The sequence below is a fragment of the Dickeya parazeae Ech586 genome (assembly GCF_000025065.1).
In the GTDB taxonomy this organism is placed as follows: Bacteria; Pseudomonadota; Gammaproteobacteria; order Enterobacterales; family Enterobacteriaceae; genus Dickeya; species Dickeya zeae.
On the sequence record NC_013592.1, the window covers coordinates 3,972,393 to 3,988,470 of the forward strand.

The 16,078-nt window shown below is 57.4% G+C and carries 15 protein-coding genes; 7 read left to right on the forward strand and 8 right to left on the reverse strand.

Going from position 1 to position 16,078, the window contains the following annotated elements:
* Positions 1-15: 15 nt before the first annotated feature.
* Genes DD586_RS17290 through DD586_RS17305 form a run of 4 tightly spaced genes read right to left on the reverse strand, consistent with a single transcriptional unit; the run spans position 16 to position 5,765 of the window.
* Positions 16-1,017, reverse strand: a complete 1,002-nt coding sequence (locus tag DD586_RS17290; RefSeq protein ID WP_012886108.1) for a carbohydrate ABC transporter permease — start codon at positions 1,015-1,017, stop codon at positions 16-18.
* Positions 1,018-1,032: 15 nt separating this feature from the next.
* Positions 1,033-2,133, reverse strand: a complete 1,101-nt coding sequence (locus DD586_RS17295) for an ABC transporter ATP-binding protein (protein ID WP_012886109.1) — start codon at positions 2,131-2,133, stop codon at positions 1,033-1,035.
* A 46-nt stretch (positions 2,134-2,179) separates the two neighbouring features.
* Positions 2,180-3,283, reverse strand: a complete 1,104-nt coding sequence (bglB, locus tag DD586_RS17300; protein WP_012886110.1) for a beta-galactosidase BglB — start codon at positions 3,281-3,283, stop codon at positions 2,180-2,182.
* 1 nt (position 3,284) lies between these two features.
* Positions 3,285-5,765, reverse strand: a complete 2,481-nt coding sequence (locus DD586_RS17305) for a hypothetical protein (protein ID WP_012886111.1) — start codon at positions 5,763-5,765, stop codon at positions 3,285-3,287.
* A gap of 542 nt (positions 5,766-6,307) precedes the next feature.
* Here DD586_RS17305 and DD586_RS17310 point away from each other — a divergent pair.
* From DD586_RS17310 to DD586_RS17320, 3 genes are read left to right on the forward strand one after another with little or no spacing between them, the layout of a single operon-like run.
* On the forward strand, positions 6,308-7,615 hold the full coding sequence (locus tag DD586_RS17310; protein WP_012886112.1) for an ABC transporter substrate-binding protein: 1,308 nt from the start codon (positions 6,308-6,310) through the stop codon (positions 7,613-7,615).
* Between the two features lie 4 nt (positions 7,616-7,619).
* The gene (locus tag DD586_RS17315) at positions 7,620-8,174 is read left to right on the forward strand and encodes a glucosamine kinase (RefSeq protein ID WP_012886113.1); all 555 of its coding nucleotides are present in this window, start codon (positions 7,620-7,622) and stop codon (positions 8,172-8,174) included.
* A complete protein-coding gene (locus tag DD586_RS17320; protein WP_012886114.1) occupies positions 8,171-9,064 on the forward strand; it encodes a BadF/BadG/BcrA/BcrD ATPase family protein in 894 nt (297 codons plus the stop codon). The genes DD586_RS17315 and DD586_RS17320 overlap by 4 nt, the downstream gene beginning before the upstream one ends.
* Before the next feature lie 47 nt (positions 9,065-9,111).
* Here DD586_RS17320 and DD586_RS17325 read toward each other — a convergent pair whose 3' ends face one another.
* On the reverse strand, positions 9,112-9,873 hold the full coding sequence (locus DD586_RS17325; protein WP_012886115.1) for an ABC transporter permease subunit: 762 nt from the start codon (positions 9,871-9,873) through the stop codon (positions 9,112-9,114).
* A 6-nt stretch (positions 9,874-9,879) separates the two neighbouring features.
* The gene (locus DD586_RS17330; RefSeq protein WP_012886116.1) at positions 9,880-10,815 is read right to left on the reverse strand and encodes an extracellular solute-binding protein; all 936 of its coding nucleotides are present in this window, start codon (positions 10,813-10,815) and stop codon (positions 9,880-9,882) included.
* A 399-nt stretch (positions 10,816-11,214) separates the two neighbouring features.
* On the opposite strand from DD586_RS17330, the gene DD586_RS17335 reads away from it, so the two are divergent.
* From DD586_RS17335 to DD586_RS17350, 4 genes are all read left to right on the forward strand, one after another.
* The gene (locus DD586_RS17335; protein WP_012886118.1) at positions 11,215-11,916 is read left to right on the forward strand and encodes a metal ABC transporter ATP-binding protein; all 702 of its coding nucleotides are present in this window, start codon (positions 11,215-11,217) and stop codon (positions 11,914-11,916) included.
* Entirely contained in the window at positions 11,913-12,767 is an 855-nt protein-coding gene (locus DD586_RS17340) for a metal ABC transporter permease (RefSeq protein ID WP_012886119.1), read from the forward strand. The genes DD586_RS17335 and DD586_RS17340 overlap by 4 nt, the downstream gene beginning before the upstream one ends.
* A 41-nt stretch (positions 12,768-12,808) precedes the next feature.
* Positions 12,809-13,687, forward strand: a complete 879-nt coding sequence (locus DD586_RS17345) for a metal ABC transporter substrate-binding protein (protein ID WP_012886120.1) — start codon at positions 12,809-12,811, stop codon at positions 13,685-13,687.
* A gap of 259 nt (positions 13,688-13,946) precedes the next feature.
* Positions 13,947-14,513, forward strand: coding sequence for an LOG family protein (locus DD586_RS17350; RefSeq protein ID WP_012886122.1), 567 nt, complete (start codon positions 13,947-13,949; stop codon positions 14,511-14,513).
* 55 nt (positions 14,514-14,568) lie between these two features.
* Here the strand turns inward: DD586_RS17350 and DD586_RS17355 are convergent, their stop codons facing one another.
* On the reverse strand, positions 14,569-15,066 hold the full coding sequence (locus DD586_RS17355) for a VOC family protein (protein ID WP_012886123.1): 498 nt from the start codon (positions 15,064-15,066) through the stop codon (positions 14,569-14,571).
* Between the two features lie 179 nt (positions 15,067-15,245).
* Positions 15,246-16,070: a DeoR/GlpR family DNA-binding transcription regulator gene (locus tag DD586_RS17360; protein ID WP_012886124.1), complete on the reverse strand. Its 825-nt coding sequence runs from the start codon at positions 16,068-16,070 to the stop codon at positions 15,246-15,248.
* Positions 16,071-16,078 lie beyond the last annotated feature (8 nt).

Here is a 16,078-nt window from a genome sequence, read left to right on the forward strand (position 1 = left end):
GCCGCTGACTCCCGGTTATTTTTTGCCTTCCAGACGGCGGGTGAGCAGAAACTGCAACGCCGTCAGGATCATCAGCACCAGCCCCATCAACACCGAAGCCGCCGATGCCAGCCCATACAGTGACGCATTAGACGAAAACGCGGTCTGATAGATGTACTGCACAATAAAGTTGTTGGCCGTCCCTGGCCCGCCGCCGTTGGTCAGCACCCAGGCCTCATCGAAAATCTGCACGCTGTTGATGGTCAGCAGGATCACCACCACCAGAATGTTGGGTGCCAGCAACGGTAACGTCAGAATATAGAAACCGCGCCAGCGTGAGGTGCCGTCCACCGCCGCCGCTTCATAGATATCCCGAGGGATCGCCTGCAACCCGGCCAGCAGAATCAGGGTATAAAAGCCAACATGAAACCACACCGACACGAACACCACCCAAAACCGCGCCAGCGATGGTTCCAGCAAAAAGGTGACCGGCTGGCCGCCCAGTGACGACAACACCAGATTCAGCAACCCGTTACGGTTCAAAAACCACTGCCACACCAGCCCCACCACCACCGGTGACAGCAACACCGGATAGAAGAAAATGGCACGGAAAAAGCCACGGGCGATGATCTTGCGATTGAGGATCAGCGCGGTGACCAGCGCCACGCCGAGCGTGCAGGTCACGTTAAAAAAGGTGAACGACACCGTGTTGTAAATGCCGGTCCAGAACAAGTCCTGCTCGCAGGTCGACGGCACTGTATATTGCTCACAGCTCAACAGGGTGGAAAAGTTCTGCAACCCGACGTAGGGCCGGTCCCACAGCAGGATATTGGTCCCCCCGGTGAAGGCGTAGCACACCGCCAGCAGGATCGGAATAAACACGAACACGGCGAACAGCAGCATGTTCGGTGCGATAAAAAACCACGGCATCACCCGGCGGCCACCGAATTTTTGCAGCAGGTTGACGGACTTTTCCACCGGTGTGACCAGGGTATCCACCAGCGATGAGCCGGGCTGAATCAGCGATTTTCGGTTCATGGTTGTCTCCTGCAATCAGGCGAGTTGTTCAGTCAAACGCGGCAGTGTCTGGCCACTCTCGGCGTCAAACAGATGGCAATAGGCCTCTGGGAAGCGGACAAACACCAGTTCCGCCGTACGGAATTCGTGATGCCCCGGCAGGTGCACGATGATCTCATCTTCAATACCGGCGCAGCGGCCATAGATGAAGGTTTCATGCCCCATCATTTCGCAGCGGTCGATGCACAACGACACCCCCTCGTCATGCTCGCTCACCAGTTGGCAATGCGACGGCCGAATGCCCAGATCCACCGTTTTTCCCTCTTCGCCACGAAACGGCAGGCGCAACAGCGTGCCGGAGGGACAGCGAACCTCCACGCCGTCATCCGAGGCGCTGCTGATGGTGGCGCGGAACATATTCATGCGCGGCGAACCGATAAAACCCGCCACAAACTTGTTTCTCGGCCGATTGAACAGCTCCAGCGGCGTCCCCACCTGTTCGATACGTCCGCCATTGAGCACCACGATGCGCTGCGCCATGGTCATCGCCTCAACCTGATCATGGGTGACGTAGATCATGGTGGTGCGCAGCTTCTGGTGCAGTCGGGTCAATTCGCCACGGGTTTGCACCCGCAGTTTGGCGTCAAGGTTGGACAAGGGTTCGTCAAACAGGAACAGGTCGGGGTCACGCACAATGGCGCGGCCGATAGCGACACGCTGCTGTTGCCCGCCGGACAGCGCCCGTGGTTTGCGGTCCAGATACGGCTCCAGCCCAAGCATGCGGGCGGCCTCTTCAATGCGCCGCTCGATTTCATCTTTCGGGAAATGCAGGTTTTCCAGCCCGAACGCCAGGTTCTTGCGCACCGACAGATGCGGGTACAGTGCGTAAGACTGGAATACCATCGCGATTTTCCGCTCCGCCGGGCTGAGATCGTTAACCCTGCGATCGCCAATCCACAGATCGCCGTCGGTGATGGGCTCCAGACCGGCGATCATCCGTAATAGCGTGGATTTGCCGCAACCGGACGGCCCGACGAATACCATGAATTCCCCGTCGCGGATCGTCAGGTCCACGCCTTTGATAATCTGTATTGATCCATAGCTTTTATGGACGTTCTTCAGTTCCAGACTCGCCATCACCGTTTCCTCAACCTGTTTCTGTTTTCAAACCCAGTTCTGTTTTTCAAACAGAATGTCGCTGCGCCAGCAGCATCAGCATGGCCAGCGCCTGCCCGTAAGGCACCGCGACATTGGGGATATCACGATAAAACTGCAGGTCATGGCCCATCGCAGTGCCGTCTGACACCCCTTGCACCACACCCTGCTCATCGATTTGCGCCATCACCGCCGCCAGCCCGTTATCCAGCACCTCCTGCGGGAAGTCTGTCAGCATGCCAAGCTGACGCGCGGTCAGGATCCCGGCGATGAAACCAGCGCTGGCGGAGGTTTCCAGCGGTGAGTCTGGATCGTTGAGCAGCGTGTGCCATAATCCGGACTGGTGCTGACAGAGCGCCAGCGCACGGGTCTGCTGGGTGAGGATCGCCTCCAGCGTGCGGCGTACCGGTGCCGATAATGGCGAATCCGTCAACCAGCACATCTCCGGCAGCACCAGCGTGACCCAGGCGTTGCCACGCCCCCAGAATGCCCCGGCGTAATGATGGCGGCCCAAAAACGTCCAGCCGTGGTACCACAATCCGGTGGTGGCATCCGCCAGATAGCGGGCGTGGGTCAGCAGTTGGTATTCCGCTTCTTCCAGCAGTTCACGACGTTTGAGCACCCCAGCGCTGACCACCAGAAACAGCCCGGCCATGAACAACGTGTCATCCCACAGTTGTCCGGTATTGGGGCGTTCTTTCACCGTGTGCTGGAAACCACCGTCTTCGGTTTTCGGCAAGGAATGCAGCAGCCAGTCGGCCCACTCTTCCACCGCTGCCAGCCAGTGCGGTTTGGGGTTATCACGACACAGCAACGCCAGCACCAGCATCGGTGCCGTGGAGTTGATTTGCCGTGGCGGCAACCCGGCCTGTAATTTTTGCTCATACCACTGTTCGAGCGCCGCCAGCATGGCGGTATCCTGCCGCTGGCGCGCCAGCTTCCAAAATCCATACAGCCCGACGCCCACCTCCCAGTCCCATTCTTCAAACTGGATGGTCAGCGTATCGCCGGTAGGTGCGCCATCGGTCACGCTGTTGATAGCCTTCAGGCGACAGAACGCCAGTGCGACCTTGTCCAGCAGCGCATCGATCGGCTGACTGCCAGCGGATCTGTTGATTGATTGTATTGTCATGTTACCGATCCTCCTCGGTACGCTCAGGCATTACCGACACCGTGTCGGGAAAGATGAAAGGATGATGATTAACTGTAAAACCCTGTGCGGGATGCCAGTGCATCAGGCCGTATTCCGGGTCATCAAACGCGACACTGCCGTCATCCGCCCATTGCGCCTGACGGTGGCGGAAACGGTCGATAAACGCCTGAAAATCCGCCGCGCCCTGGCCGCTGTCCACCGCGATGTACCAGACGTTGCGCTCACCCACGGCGCGCAGTTCACTATCCGGCTGCCCGCCATCCGGCGTATGGGTCTGTAGCCCCGCCGGGTTATGCAGCGCCGCGTAGCCGTTACCACCACGCACAAAGCACCAGTGCGACTCCACCACCACGTCGTCCAGTGCGGTGCGCGGCAGGTAAAGGTGGGTCCAGCGGCGGAGATCCTGCTGTAAGTCGAAAATCATCCAGGCGCGATTGCGATGCTGCATCACGTGCGGCAGGCGGCCATTCCCCGCCCAGTACGACGGTCGGTGCACCCCATCGGGGCGATCTTCACCGGGATGGTTAACCCACAGTCGGGCGGCGTAATGACGACCCAGACGAATATCCAGCACATGCTGCTGATGCCCCGGCTGGCCGGGGTGGTGATCAAACACGGAAGAAAACGCCACATCCGGCTGTTTCCAGGCAATGACGCGGGCACTGCGGTTCAGCCCCTGCACCCAGCGCGCCTGCGCGCCCTGCGGTGACTGCCACTGGGCGATAGCGTACGTTTCATCGGGCGGTTGGTACTGGCTCAGGCACAACAGCGGCAGCGCCGCACAATGCGGAATCAGCCACCCTTCGCCCCAGACCAGCGCACACAACCCGGACAACTCGGTCAGCATGCCTGAGCGCAGCTCTTTATCGTAAGCCCGCCCCATGGTGCCGACCGCCACACCGTTTTGGTGTACCCAGGCGGTCATCAGCATAATACGGTCAACCACTGTGCGGGCGCGGGTGCGCAGGCTGTCATCGCTGGCCAGTTCGGCTAATGCCACCAGCCCAATCAGATCAATGGGGTAATACGCCGCGGAGTTCCACTCCACCAGCCCGTGTTCCAGAATGGCGTCAAACCATTTGTCCAGTCGCTGACGGGCGATAGCCTGCTGTTCGCGCCCCCGACGGCCGCTGCACACGAACACCGCATCAGGAAAGTTTTGCCCGGCCAGATATTGCGCGACATGGAAACACAGACAGTGGTTTTCGCTCCAAAACCACATGGTGTCGTTGCCCGGTTCGTCTATCCAGTAACGAAAGCCCAGAATCGCGCTGCGCACGCGCCGCCAGTCATGGGCCGCCAGTCGCTGGCCCTGATAGCGTTGCCACAGCCAGATAAGCGGCACCAGTTGAAAATCGGCACAGTCTTCCCGGCGGCTGATTTTATGCAGCGCCTGATTGAGCGCAGGCATGATCTGGTCCGTCCCTTCGCCCGTGGCAAAAGCGGCCAGCACCCGACCGATGCGCTCGAAACCGTGCAAGGCGATGTGGCGTAACAGGTGATCGCGTCTGGCCGCCAGTGTCGACAGCGCGGGCGTGGTGTGCATCGACATCGTTTGTGTCGGCAAACGGCCAAAGCTCAGGCTGCGCGTCAGGGTGATGCCGTGGCACACGACACGGCATACCACATCGTAATACCCCACCAGCCCATCCGGCAGTGTCACCTGCCAGCCAGTATTCCCCGCCGCCAGTGTTGACTGCTGCTGCCAGGGAGGCACCGATTCGTTGACGTTGCACAGCAGATGGTGGTGCAGTTCCACCGTTTCCGGCAGCGGTATGTCGGTACGCAGGGTCAGCACATCACCGTCGGTCAGGTTATCGACCAGCGACAGACTGTTGAGCCAGCGATCCAACGCCCACATGCGTTCGCTACAGGCGGCATCCGGCGCAACCTGCCAGCGCAGCGGCCTTTCACCGACATAGCGCAGGCTAAACAGGTAGTCGGTATCACGCTCACACAGTTCTTCGGCATGCACCACCAGCGTATTCAGCCCCAATTGCAAGGGCAGCGTCAGTTCGCATTGCTGCTCGGTGTTACGGCTAAACGGTGTGAAACGGCAAATCTGCTGGCCATTGAGCCATACGGTCACGCCACCGCAGGTAGACAGCTGGAAAGGTGCCGATTGCAGGCTATCGCTATGCACATAGCAACGGGCGAAGCGTTGCACATGGGCGGGGCACGGCCAGAAATCGCTGAAATTGACAGACTGGCTGTCATCGCCACCGCTCCACAGCGCGTGAAAACGCAGTGACTCCGGCAGGCTGACCGCACGGGGGGCCGTTTCCCGCAGAAAACGCACCCGACAAGGCAATACGCCGACATCGACAAAGCCATTAATAAAACGATAGTTAACATTATCCGGTAACGTATCCGGTTCTGCAGGATAATCACTCTCCTCCAGCTCGGTAATCATAAACCGGTTAATCACACTATTTTTCTTTAACACCCAACCGATATTCATGGCGATTCCTTGTTACCGCACAAAGGTATAAATGAAATAGCGAAAACGTATTACTCAATAAGAAAAAACTAATAACCCAGAAATACCTGAAGGTATTTATTTGCACTGTTGTGGTTATTTGCACTATTACTGTGCGCCCCGCTGCCGTTATTTGGCGCAGTGCTATTTTCCACTGCCAGTTTACGACACGTTTTTACTACCCGGCTCAGTATAAGCACGCAATTAATGCAAATTTGCATAATTAGGCAATTTGCACTTAACATCGTATTTTTGCATTATAGAGTAAATTATCGCGTGAACAATATGCGATTCTTATCGCAAAAAGACGTTGACTCAGCGTACTATCGAAATATATTTAATATGCCTCACAGAAAAGAACACCATTTTTGTTCATGATTAGCCGCTGAATGGCTTATTCATGCAAATTTGCATTCACGCTCTAGGGTCGTCGAAATATACCTGGAATCATCGGCCAATAATGCCAATGCACCTGCAACCTGACCCATGACGGGTCAGCTATTTATAATGGGTGGGAGAGAATGATGAATCGCTACCAGCACGCACTGTTATTTTCCTTCATGACGCTGGGTGCCATTGCCAGCAGCCATGCCTTCGCTGAAAAAACACAGATTACTTTTTTATACAGCGACGACGACCCGGAACTGGTCCATTTCATGGAACAGAAGGTGAAGACGTTTTCACAACATAACGATCATATTGACGTGAATTTTGTCAGCACCGGCTATAACGCGCTGCAAACCCAGTTGCCGATGCAACTGGCCGCCGGTCTGGGGCCGGACATCGCCAAAACCACCCAGATGGGCCTGCTCTCCTACACCCTCGACCTGCGCCCTTATCTGGCTGACCCGGCCGGATTTGAAAAACGCTACGGTGCTGGTATTGAAAAAATCATGCGTATCAAAGGGGTGCACAAAGACAACGCCCTGCCGGGTTTTGTCGCCTCCTGGACGGCCGACTTACCGTTCGTTAACGTGACGCTGTTCCAGCAAGCCGGTGTGCCACTGCCGCAACCGGGTTACACCATGGAACAACTGATGCAGGCCTCAAAACAGGTCGCAGCCAAAACCGGTGTCACCATTCCTTTTACCATCGACCGCAGCGGCTTTCGTTTCTCCGGACCGGCGTATTCCTACGGTACCCGTTACGACAAAGATGGCCTGATTAACTTCCCCGACGCAGCCGCACAGGCGTGGATCAAAGACCTGAAACGCTGGTCAGACGAAGGGATTTTCCCGCGTGAGATGTGGGGAGCGGCAGGCGGTGGCCAATACAAGAGCATGGCGGACGACTTTGTGAACGGCAACATCGTCACCTATTTCTCCGGCAACTGGCAGTTAAACCAGTTCAGCAAGCAAATCGGCAACGGTTTCGACTGGAAAATGCTGCCCGCCCCCTGCAAGGAAAAATGCATTTCAATGGGCGGTGCCACCTTTATTATGCCGTTCAAAACCAGCAAGCATCCGAAAGAAGTGGCGGAATTCATGGAGTGGCTGGGCAGCGATGCCATTCAGCGTGAAATCGCCGAGCGCTTTAATATTATCGTCGGCGCTGATATTCCCGATCTGCACTATCAGACCAAGGATCAGCACGTGATCGACGGCCTGAACACCGCTCGTGCCGAAATCGCCAACATCCCGGCTTATGTCTTCGACTGGGAAAAAATGGAAAGTCTGGGCGGCAATGAACTGTATCCGATTATCCTGACCCGCTTTACGCAGTACCTGAACAATCAGGTTTCCTACGACGAGTATCTACGCCTGACGGAAAACGACGTGAAACGGCTTAACCAGACTATTGCCGCCAACCGGCAGCAACAGAAAGCACAGTAACGGTATGACACATCCACTGGTTCCGTTGCCGCTCAATGGCGACGTCCCGTTTGACTGGCAGACGGAATACACGTTCTGCCAGCAACGGTGGCCGGATGAAGACCGTTTTCTGGTTGTCACCGGCACCTTCACCCGGCTGCTATGCTGGCGGCAGGGGCGGCTGCAGCACTATGGCGGCAACCTGTTTCCCGTGGGCGACCCGGCCAGTCAGGCGCGGCTCGGGCTGTGGGGCGTACAAGCCATGCTGCAAGCCGTCGAGGGTATGACACCGCTCACTCCGCTGGTCAGTACCTTGTTTGCCCGTTTCAATCACCAGATTGAGCAGGTCGTCGAGTGGTCAAAGCAGGCCCAGGCCAGTGATTACGCCACGCTGGCGGCCGATATCCTCGCCCACTCTACCGACCCGCTGGCTGAGGCGTTGTTACAACGCTGCGCCCACGAGCTGGCGCTGCTGCTGCGTATGCCAGACATCGCGAAACACGCGCCGGAACAGCTCTGCTTTAGCGGTGCGCTGGCGTCGGCGTGTCTGCCTTACCTGACTCAGGAGGCCCGTTCATGACCGCCACACCTTATACCGGGGAAGCACTTTATGCCGGTGTTGACGGCGGCGGCACCGGTTGTCGGGCGCGCATTTATCGGGCTGACGGCACGCCGCTCGGACAGGGTGTCGGCGGTCGCGCCAATCTGTTACTGGGCGTGGAAACGGTACGTCACGCGGTGGATGACGCGTTGTTGCAGGCGCTGGAGCACAGCGGACTACCGTCGCAGGATCGCGCGCGTTTACACGTCGGCCTGGCGCTGGCCGGTGCCGAACATCGCCGCGCTTATCAGGCGTTTCTGGCACTGCCTTCTCCTGATGCTGCACAGGTGCTCAATACCGATGCGCTGGGTGCCTGTCTGGCGGTGAACCGGGGGAACGACGCCGGGGTCGTGATCGCCGGTACCGGCTCTTGCGGTTTGGCCTGGCATCAACGCACCATCACCGCCTACGGCGGCCATGAATTTCCGATTTCCGATCAGGGTAGCGGCGCGCGTCTCGGGCTTGCGGCCCTGCAACACCTGTGGGGTGTCAGACAAGGCTGGGCTACGCCATCGGCGTTAAGTCAGCAACAGACGCTGCCGTTTGATAACGACGCGGACGCAGCGACCTGGCTGAATCAAGCCAGGCCGGGCGACTACGCCCGTTTTGCCCGGCCGGTGTTTGACTGCGCCCGTCAGGGCGATGCGCTATCAATCAACCTGCTGCAACAGACCGCCCGCGAGGTGGAAGGGCTGCTGGCCGCCGTGGCGACCCATGACCTGCCGCGCCTGTCGCTGATGGGTAGCATCGGGTTGCATATTCGTCCCTGGCTGACGGAAAGCTGGCAACAGCGGCTGTCACCCCCTGACGGCGATGCACTGGACGGCGCACGGCTGATTGCGCTGCACGGTTACGCGCTCTATGCCTGATGCGTTCGTGATGCCTGATGCCAGTTCTGGCACTACAATACCACCGGTTACACCGGTATATCTCGCGCCTGACGCTGGTTTGCCCAGCGCAGGCACAGCAACGGCAGCGGTAACGTCATCGCCAGCAACAGCCACACCAGCGCATACACCGCATCGACCCCGTCGTTTTGCAGGTTGATGTACAGCTTCACCGGAATACCCTGCGGAAAATAAGCGAAAATCATCACGATACCGAACTCACCCATCGCCCGAACCCAGGCAATCGCAACGGCGGCTGCCAGACCAGAGGCGGCCTGCGGTATGGTCAGGTAGATCAGGCGTTGCCTGGCGTTCGCCCCCAGGATACGCCCGGCCTCGTCCACCGAGGGCGGTATGTTGGCAAAAGCAGAGCGGGCGGCAGTAATGAAATACGGCAAAGCGCCGTATAGCTGTGCGACCACGAACGCCGCCGGATTATTGACCAACGCCAGCCCTACGCGGGATAACAGCACGCCGATAGGGCTATACGGCCCGTATACCGAGACCAGCAGAATCCCCATCGCCAGCGGCGGTGTTAGCAACGGAATCATCACCAACAGCTCCACCAGCCAGCGACGGCGAGAACGGCTTGCGCGTGCCAGCCAGAGCGCCACCGGTAACCCCAGCACGATAACCAACGCTATCGCCAGCAAACCGAGGCCAACGGAAACGGCGATAGCATCGCCATCGCCCCATGCCAGTTGAAAATGATGCCAGGGAGTAATGCCGAGCAGCGTGATAAACGGTACCGCCAACAGCAGCAAAGCGGGTATCGCCAGCCAGAGTGTCATCGTCGGCTATTTCGCGGCGTAAAGCGCCGTCCCTTTCGGTACGTCATAGCCGTTCTGGTGAAATAGCGCCTGCCCCTGCGGGCTTAACATGAAGTTGACGAATTGTCGGGCCTGCGGCGCATCGGGTGCGTTCTTCAGCACCGCGGCGTAAAACACCAATGGCTGAGTGTGCAATACCTGATCCTTGCCAGCACTGTCTTTGATGATGAAACTCACGGTGTCGTACCACTGTTTTGACATCTCCGGGTTACTGAGGTTGATTTCATCGGGCAGCGACACGTATGGCAGTTTGGCGGAGCGTACCGAGCTTTCATAACCGGAGGTGGCGTCGATCTGGCCTGACTCCAGCCGGGTCAGCAATCCCCCCTCCATAAAGACCTGCGCCGGATTCTGCACCTCACCGAGCGCTTTTTTCGCCGCCTCTGGCTGATGGTAATACTTCTCGGCCAGCAGCATGGTGAACACGATATTCTGCCCCTGCGGGTCGTTATACGGGTCGGTACGGCCAAATTTTAGCGATTTGTCCTGCAACACCGCCAGCCAGTCGCTGTTGTGAGCCTTATCCGAGGCGGCCAGTCTGGCAGCGAACGGGCTTTTCGGGTTATAGGCAATCACCATGCGGGTACTGGCAACCGGTATCGCCTCGTCAATCAGCCCGGCCTCTTTCAGGATCTGCATCGGCCCCGGTGTAATAGACACGAACACATCTGCCACCACCTTCTTACTGGCCAGCAGGCGCGCCATACCATACGCCCCTTGCCCCTGCCCTTGATAGGTCAGATGCTGTTGTTGGGCAAACGTCGGCCCCAACGCCTTGTCCATTACCACGCCCATCGACCCGGCGTAGGTTAGCTGAATTTTATCCTGCGCCTGTACCGTCTGGCCTGCCAACAATGTCGCCACCAGCACGGCGACGCACGAGTACGTTATCCGCTTGCTCACACTCACTCCATTCGCTATATAAAAAAATGCACAACGAAAATCCTCCTGAATATGGCAAAGTGAAAAAATAAAATGCGACAAAATATGTAATCCCGCAGAGTCACTCACCCACCTTGTCGCGACAGGCAAAAGAAGAGCGAGCAGCGACATGCCCCCACTCAAACGCGGATCTGAGACCTTCCTCGGCTGTACACGCATCGTCCCCTGCCGCCGCAGAGGCCCTGACACATTTTCTTACCTCTCATCGACTGGCATAAAATCGTTATGTTATATTATAACGATTCTGATGGAGGATACTGTGACCAGTCTTTACGCTTTTTCCGCTGTGGCCCGGCTGGGTATCGCCGGTGTGTTGCTGGTGCTGTTATGGGGTTTGATTTCCTGGGCGGTGGCACTGGCATGATCGCATTACATTCACTGACATTTGGTTATTCTGGCCAGCCCCCGCTGGGTACGCTGGACGGCTGCTTTGACAGCGGTTCGTTGACCGCCATTATCGGCGCGAATGGCGCAGGCAAATCCACCTTGCTTAAAACGCTGGCCGGTCTGTTGCCACCACTGGGCGGCCATTTCTGTATGGCACCGCAGGCACGACGCCAGTTAGGTTACCTACCCCAACTGACTGAATTTGATCGCCAGTTTCCACTGAGCGTTAACGACCTGGTGTTGATGGGGTGTGTCCCGCACTGCGGGATGTTCGGCCGTATTTCCGGTGAGTGGCGAAAAAAAGCCACCGACGCGCTGGATACCGTCGGCATGGCGGAATTCGCACCGGCGCACATCGGCACGCTTTCCGGCGGCCAGTTACAGCGCGTACTGTTTGCCCGACTGCTGGTGATGCAGTCGCCGGTTATTCTGCTCGATGAACCCTTTACCGGTATCGACGCGCAGACTACCCGCACCCTGCTGGCCGTTATCCGGCAGTTGCATCAGGAAGGACGTACTATTCTGGCGGTGCTGCATGACCTGGAACAGGTGGAAGCCCACTTTCCCCGCGTACTGATGCTCAGTGCGGAAGGCCATCGTTGGGGTGATAGTCCCGATGTTTTGCCTACCCCCACGGCCGTAGTCACGCCGCCGCAACTGAGGCTGGTGCCATGATGTTACTGCATCTTTTGACCGAGCCATTTGGCGATTTCGGTTTTATGCGTCGGGCGCTGGTGGGTTGTCTGGCACTGACTCTGAGCGCCGCGCCACTCGGCTGCTTTTTACTGCTGCGCCGTATGAGCCTGATCGGTGATGCGCTGTCCCACGCAGTCTTGCCCGGTGTGGCGATCGGCTACCTGATATCGGGCATGTCGCTGGTCGCGATGGGGGTCGGTGGTTTCATCGCCGGGCTGGCGGTGGCCATGTTGTCTGGCGTGGTCAGTCGCCATACCGAACTGAAAGAGGACGCCAGTTTCGCCGGGTTTTACCTCGGTTCGCTGGCGCTGGGCGTCACGCTGGTATCGCTACGCGGCTCCAGCGTCGACCTGTTGCATGTGCTGTTCGGCTCGATTCTGGCTATCGATGCCAGTGCGCTTATCACCATCGGCACCATCAGTTCCTGTTCGGTGCTGGTACTGGCGTTGATCTACCGGGCGCTGGTGATCGAGTCGTTTGACGTCACCTTTCTGAAAATTCTGTCACGCCGGTCGCGGGCGCTGATCCACGGTCTGTTTTTGTCGCTGGTGGTGCTCAATCTGGTGGCGGGCTTCCAGTTACTCGGCACGCTGATGGCCGTTGGCATGATGATGCTACCGGCTGCCTGCGCCCGCTTCTGGAGTCAACGTCTGCCCATCATGCTGCTGGCGGCGGTGGGCATTGGTGCCTGCGCCAGCCTGGTGGGGTTGACCTGGTCTTATTACGCTGACTTGCCCGCTGGCCCGGCGGTCATTCTTACTACCACGCTATTTTTCTGCTTTTCGGTACTGTTTGGTTCTAATGGCGGCATGTTACGCACACGTCGCTGACACGTAATGGTTTTGCATGGCAACGAGATGAAGGGGAAAAGATGAAACGTTCCATTTTGGTTATGACACTGTCCAGCCTGTTACTGAGTCCACTGGCAATGGCAAAAGAGTTGAATGTGGTGGCAAGTTTCTCGGTACTGGGCGATATGGTCAGCCAGATTGGCGGCCAACACGTCCACGTCACCGATCTGGTGCAGCCGAATGGTGACCCGCATGAATTCGAACCGTCGCCGAAAGACAGCAAAACCCTGTCACAGGCGGACGTCGTCTTTGTCAGCGGGCTAGGGCTGGAAGGCTGGCTGGACCGTCTGGTGAAAGCCTCGGGCTACAAAGGTGAGGTGATTACCGCGTCCAACGGCATCAAAACACTGAAAATGGAAGAAGACGGGAAAACCATCACCGATCCGCACGCCTGGAACAGCATGAAAAACGGCATCGTCTATGCCCACAACATCGTCAGTGCCCTGGTCAAAGCGGACCCGGAACACGCCGACGATTACCGTAAACAAGGCGACAGCTACATCCAGCAGTTGCAGCAACTGGATAACTACGCCACCCAGACGTTTGCCGCCATCCCGAAAGAGAAACGTAAAGTGCTGACCAGCCATGATGCGTTTGGCTATTTCGCTGCCGCCTACGGGGTGCGTTTCCTGTCGCCGGTGGGCTACTCCACCGAGTCGGAAGCCAGCAGTAAAACCGTGGCTAAACTGATCAATCAGATCAAGAAAGAACACGTGAAACTGTACTTTATCGAGAACCAGACCGACCCACGACTGGTGAAACAAATCGCCGATGCCAGCGGCGCACAGCCGGGTGGTGAGCTTTACCCTGAAGCGCTGACTGACAGCAACGGCCCCGCCGCCACCTACACAGCAGCGTTCAAACACAATGTCGATACCATCGCGGCTGGCATGAAGTAAGCGAGTAAGTAAGTAGTCATCAGGTTGCCCGGTACCGCCGGGCAACCCGGAAAGTACCTCTTGTCACCGTACCAGCCAGCACCTCACTCACTATCTGCTTATTATCCAATCTGATTATCGTCCGATAGCCCCTCATACCGGTTTCGATTATGCTGATAGCGCGATAACGCTCCGGTTCATCGTGCGAAGGCATAGCACACTCGCTCCCGCCGTCATCTGACAGACAGCATCGATCAACTCAGGCCACAGAAGGAATACTATGTTGAAGTTCGGCGTATTTTGCGGTTCCGCTCCCGGTAACAACGCGATTTATCAGCAACAGACGCAATCTCTCATCCGCTATCTGGTCAGCCAAAACGCCAGCATTGTCTACGGTGGTGGGAAAGTGGGCCTGATGGGACTGGTGGCGGATACGGCACTGGCCTGTGGTGGTCAGGTAACCGGGGTTATTCCTAAGCATTTGGTGAACAAGGAGCTGGCGCACCCGACGCTCACTGAACTGGTTATCACCGAAGACATGCATGAGCGCAAAGCGAAAATGGCTGAACTGGCGGATGTTTTCATCGCGTTGCCGGGCGGTGCCGGTACGCTGGAAGAAATTATCGAACAGTGGACCTGGGCGCAGTTGGGTCTGCACCACAAAGCCTGCATCCTGTTCAACGTCAACAGCTACTATGATGGCTTTATCGATTTTGTCGCCCGCACCGTGCGCGATGGCTTCATGAAGCAGGATTACCTCGACATGCTGATCGTCTCAGACAGCCCCGAAGCGGTGTGGGATAAAGCGCTGTCTTATCAGCCGCCCAAAGCTAAATGGGATAAATAATAGGCACATAGGCTGAATAGGCTGAGACGACTCAGCCTATGCCCGTTATACCGGGTTAGCCAAAACGCGCCAGTTCTTTGTCGAAATCCAGTGGCTGAATGCCTCGGGCGTTACGATCCGCAGGTGTCAGTTGATCAGCAGGAATAAACCAGGTGACCTCAAACAGCAGGCCATCCGGATCGTGGCCGTATACGCTTTTATGTACGCCGTGATCTTCCTCCAGCCCCAGCCGTCCGTCCTGCGCCAGCCGGTCACGAATCCGCTTGAGTTCGTGCAACGTATCCACCTCCCACGCCAAATGATACAACCCCGCCGGTGGCTCATGTTCGCCAGGTTGCTCGCCATGGGCGCGAAACACGCCAGCCCGCTGCTGACCGAGATTTTTAGCGAACAGCGCCAGGTCATGATCGTTATCCGATTCCGCTGCCTGGGTAAATACGGCCTGACTGCCGCCCGGCTTGGGGCGAAACCCTAACGTATCACGATAAAATGCGGTGCTTTTCTCCACGTCGGACACATACAACACCGCGTGATTCAGGCGGGTAATCCCCATCGTCATCTCCTTGTAGATTGCCGGTATAAACCTGCATCCTGACACACGATGACGGCGGAACATATGCCGATTTCCGTTAACCAAAGTCGCCGTACGCATGAGCCGGAGGACATCGAAACGCTAAAGCATACGAAAGGAAAAACGTGTGAAGAGAACAGAGCAAGAAGGGAAGCCGCCGTTCAGCGGCTCGCCACGCTCACCAGTTGCAGCGTAAACGGCTGCGCACGTAACTGACGTTCCACCTCTGGCGACAGGCCGCTGTCAGTGATGATATCGGTCAGTTCAGTCAACGCAGATACGCAAAACAGCGAGTAAGCGCCGTATTTGCTGCTGTCTGCCAGCAACACCCGACGGCTGGCGTTCATGCCTAGATCCTGTTTGATGCCCGCTTTTTCTTCCGTGGGGGTGGTGATGCCTTTCTCCAGGCTCCACGAGTTACAGCTGATAAAGGCAATATCCGGATAGACGCTGCGCAACAAACGACGACCGTGCTCACCAATGCAGGACTGGCTGCTGTCGTCGATACGCCCGCCAATAATCGTCACTTCTATCTGCTTGAACTCAGAGAGAAACAGCGCTATCTGCAAATCGGCGGTGATCACCCGCAGCGGCAAATGCGTCAGGTTACGCGCCAGTTCCAGCATGGTGGTACCGGCATCCAGCACCACTGCATTTCCCGGTTGCACCAGTGTCGCCGCCTGCCGGGCGATGGCCTGCTTTTCCGCCAGGCTGCGCTGCAGCTTTTCATTGGTTGTCGGCTGAGAAGGGATAAACCGGTTGAGCGTCACCCCGCCGTGGCTACGGCTGATGACGCCCTGCTCGTCGAGCTTGATCAAATCGCGGCGAATGGTCGCCGGGGACGCATCAATGACCGTCACAAGTTCATCCACCGTCACCAGATTATGGCTTTTCAGATAATCCAGAATCTGATCAAGACGGCTTTGTCCTCTCACTCGCTCTCCATTTACGCGTAACGTATCAGTCAATGTTGCACCCCACGACATCTTCAACA

What these genes read in the sequence shown, in the direction of transcription:
- DD586_RS17345 (WP_012886120.1), top strand. Translation starts at nt 12,809, where the DNA reads ATGAAACGTTCCATTTTGGTTATGACACTGTCCAGCCTGTTACTGAGT.
- DD586_RS17305 (WP_012886111.1), bottom strand. Translation starts at nt 5,765, where the DNA reads ATGAATATCGGTTGGGTGTTAAAGAAAAATAGTGTGATTAACCGGTTT.
- DD586_RS17355 (WP_012886123.1), bottom strand. Translation starts at nt 15,066, where the DNA reads ATGGGGATTACCCGCCTGAATCACGCGGTGTTGTATGTGTCCGACGTG.
- DD586_RS17315 (WP_012886113.1), top strand. Translation starts at nt 7,620, where the DNA reads ATGACACATCCACTGGTTCCGTTGCCGCTCAATGGCGACGTCCCGTTT.
- DD586_RS17320 (WP_012886114.1), top strand. Translation starts at nt 8,171, where the DNA reads ATGACCGCCACACCTTATACCGGGGAAGCACTTTATGCCGGTGTTGAC.
- DD586_RS17360 (WP_012886124.1), bottom strand. Translation starts at nt 16,070, where the DNA reads ATGTCGTGGGGTGCAACATTGACTGATACGTTACGCGTAAATGGAGAG.
- DD586_RS17335 (WP_012886118.1), top strand. Translation starts at nt 11,215, where the DNA reads ATGATCGCATTACATTCACTGACATTTGGTTATTCTGGCCAGCCCCCG.
- bglB (WP_012886110.1), bottom strand. Translation starts at nt 3,283, where the DNA reads ATGACAATACAATCAATCAACAGATCCGCTGGCAGTCAGCCGATCGAT.
- DD586_RS17325 (WP_012886115.1), bottom strand. Translation starts at nt 9,873, where the DNA reads ATGACACTCTGGCTGGCGATACCCGCTTTGCTGCTGTTGGCGGTACCG.
- DD586_RS17290 (WP_012886108.1), bottom strand. Translation starts at nt 1,017, where the DNA reads ATGAACCGAAAATCGCTGATTCAGCCCGGCTCATCGCTGGTGGATACC.
- DD586_RS17350 (WP_012886122.1), top strand. Translation starts at nt 13,947, where the DNA reads ATGTTGAAGTTCGGCGTATTTTGCGGTTCCGCTCCCGGTAACAACGCG.
- DD586_RS17340 (WP_012886119.1), top strand. Translation starts at nt 11,913, where the DNA reads ATGATGTTACTGCATCTTTTGACCGAGCCATTTGGCGATTTCGGTTTT.
- DD586_RS17295 (WP_012886109.1), bottom strand. Translation starts at nt 2,133, where the DNA reads ATGGCGAGTCTGGAACTGAAGAACGTCCATAAAAGCTATGGATCAATA.
- DD586_RS17310 (WP_012886112.1), top strand. Translation starts at nt 6,308, where the DNA reads ATGAATCGCTACCAGCACGCACTGTTATTTTCCTTCATGACGCTGGGT.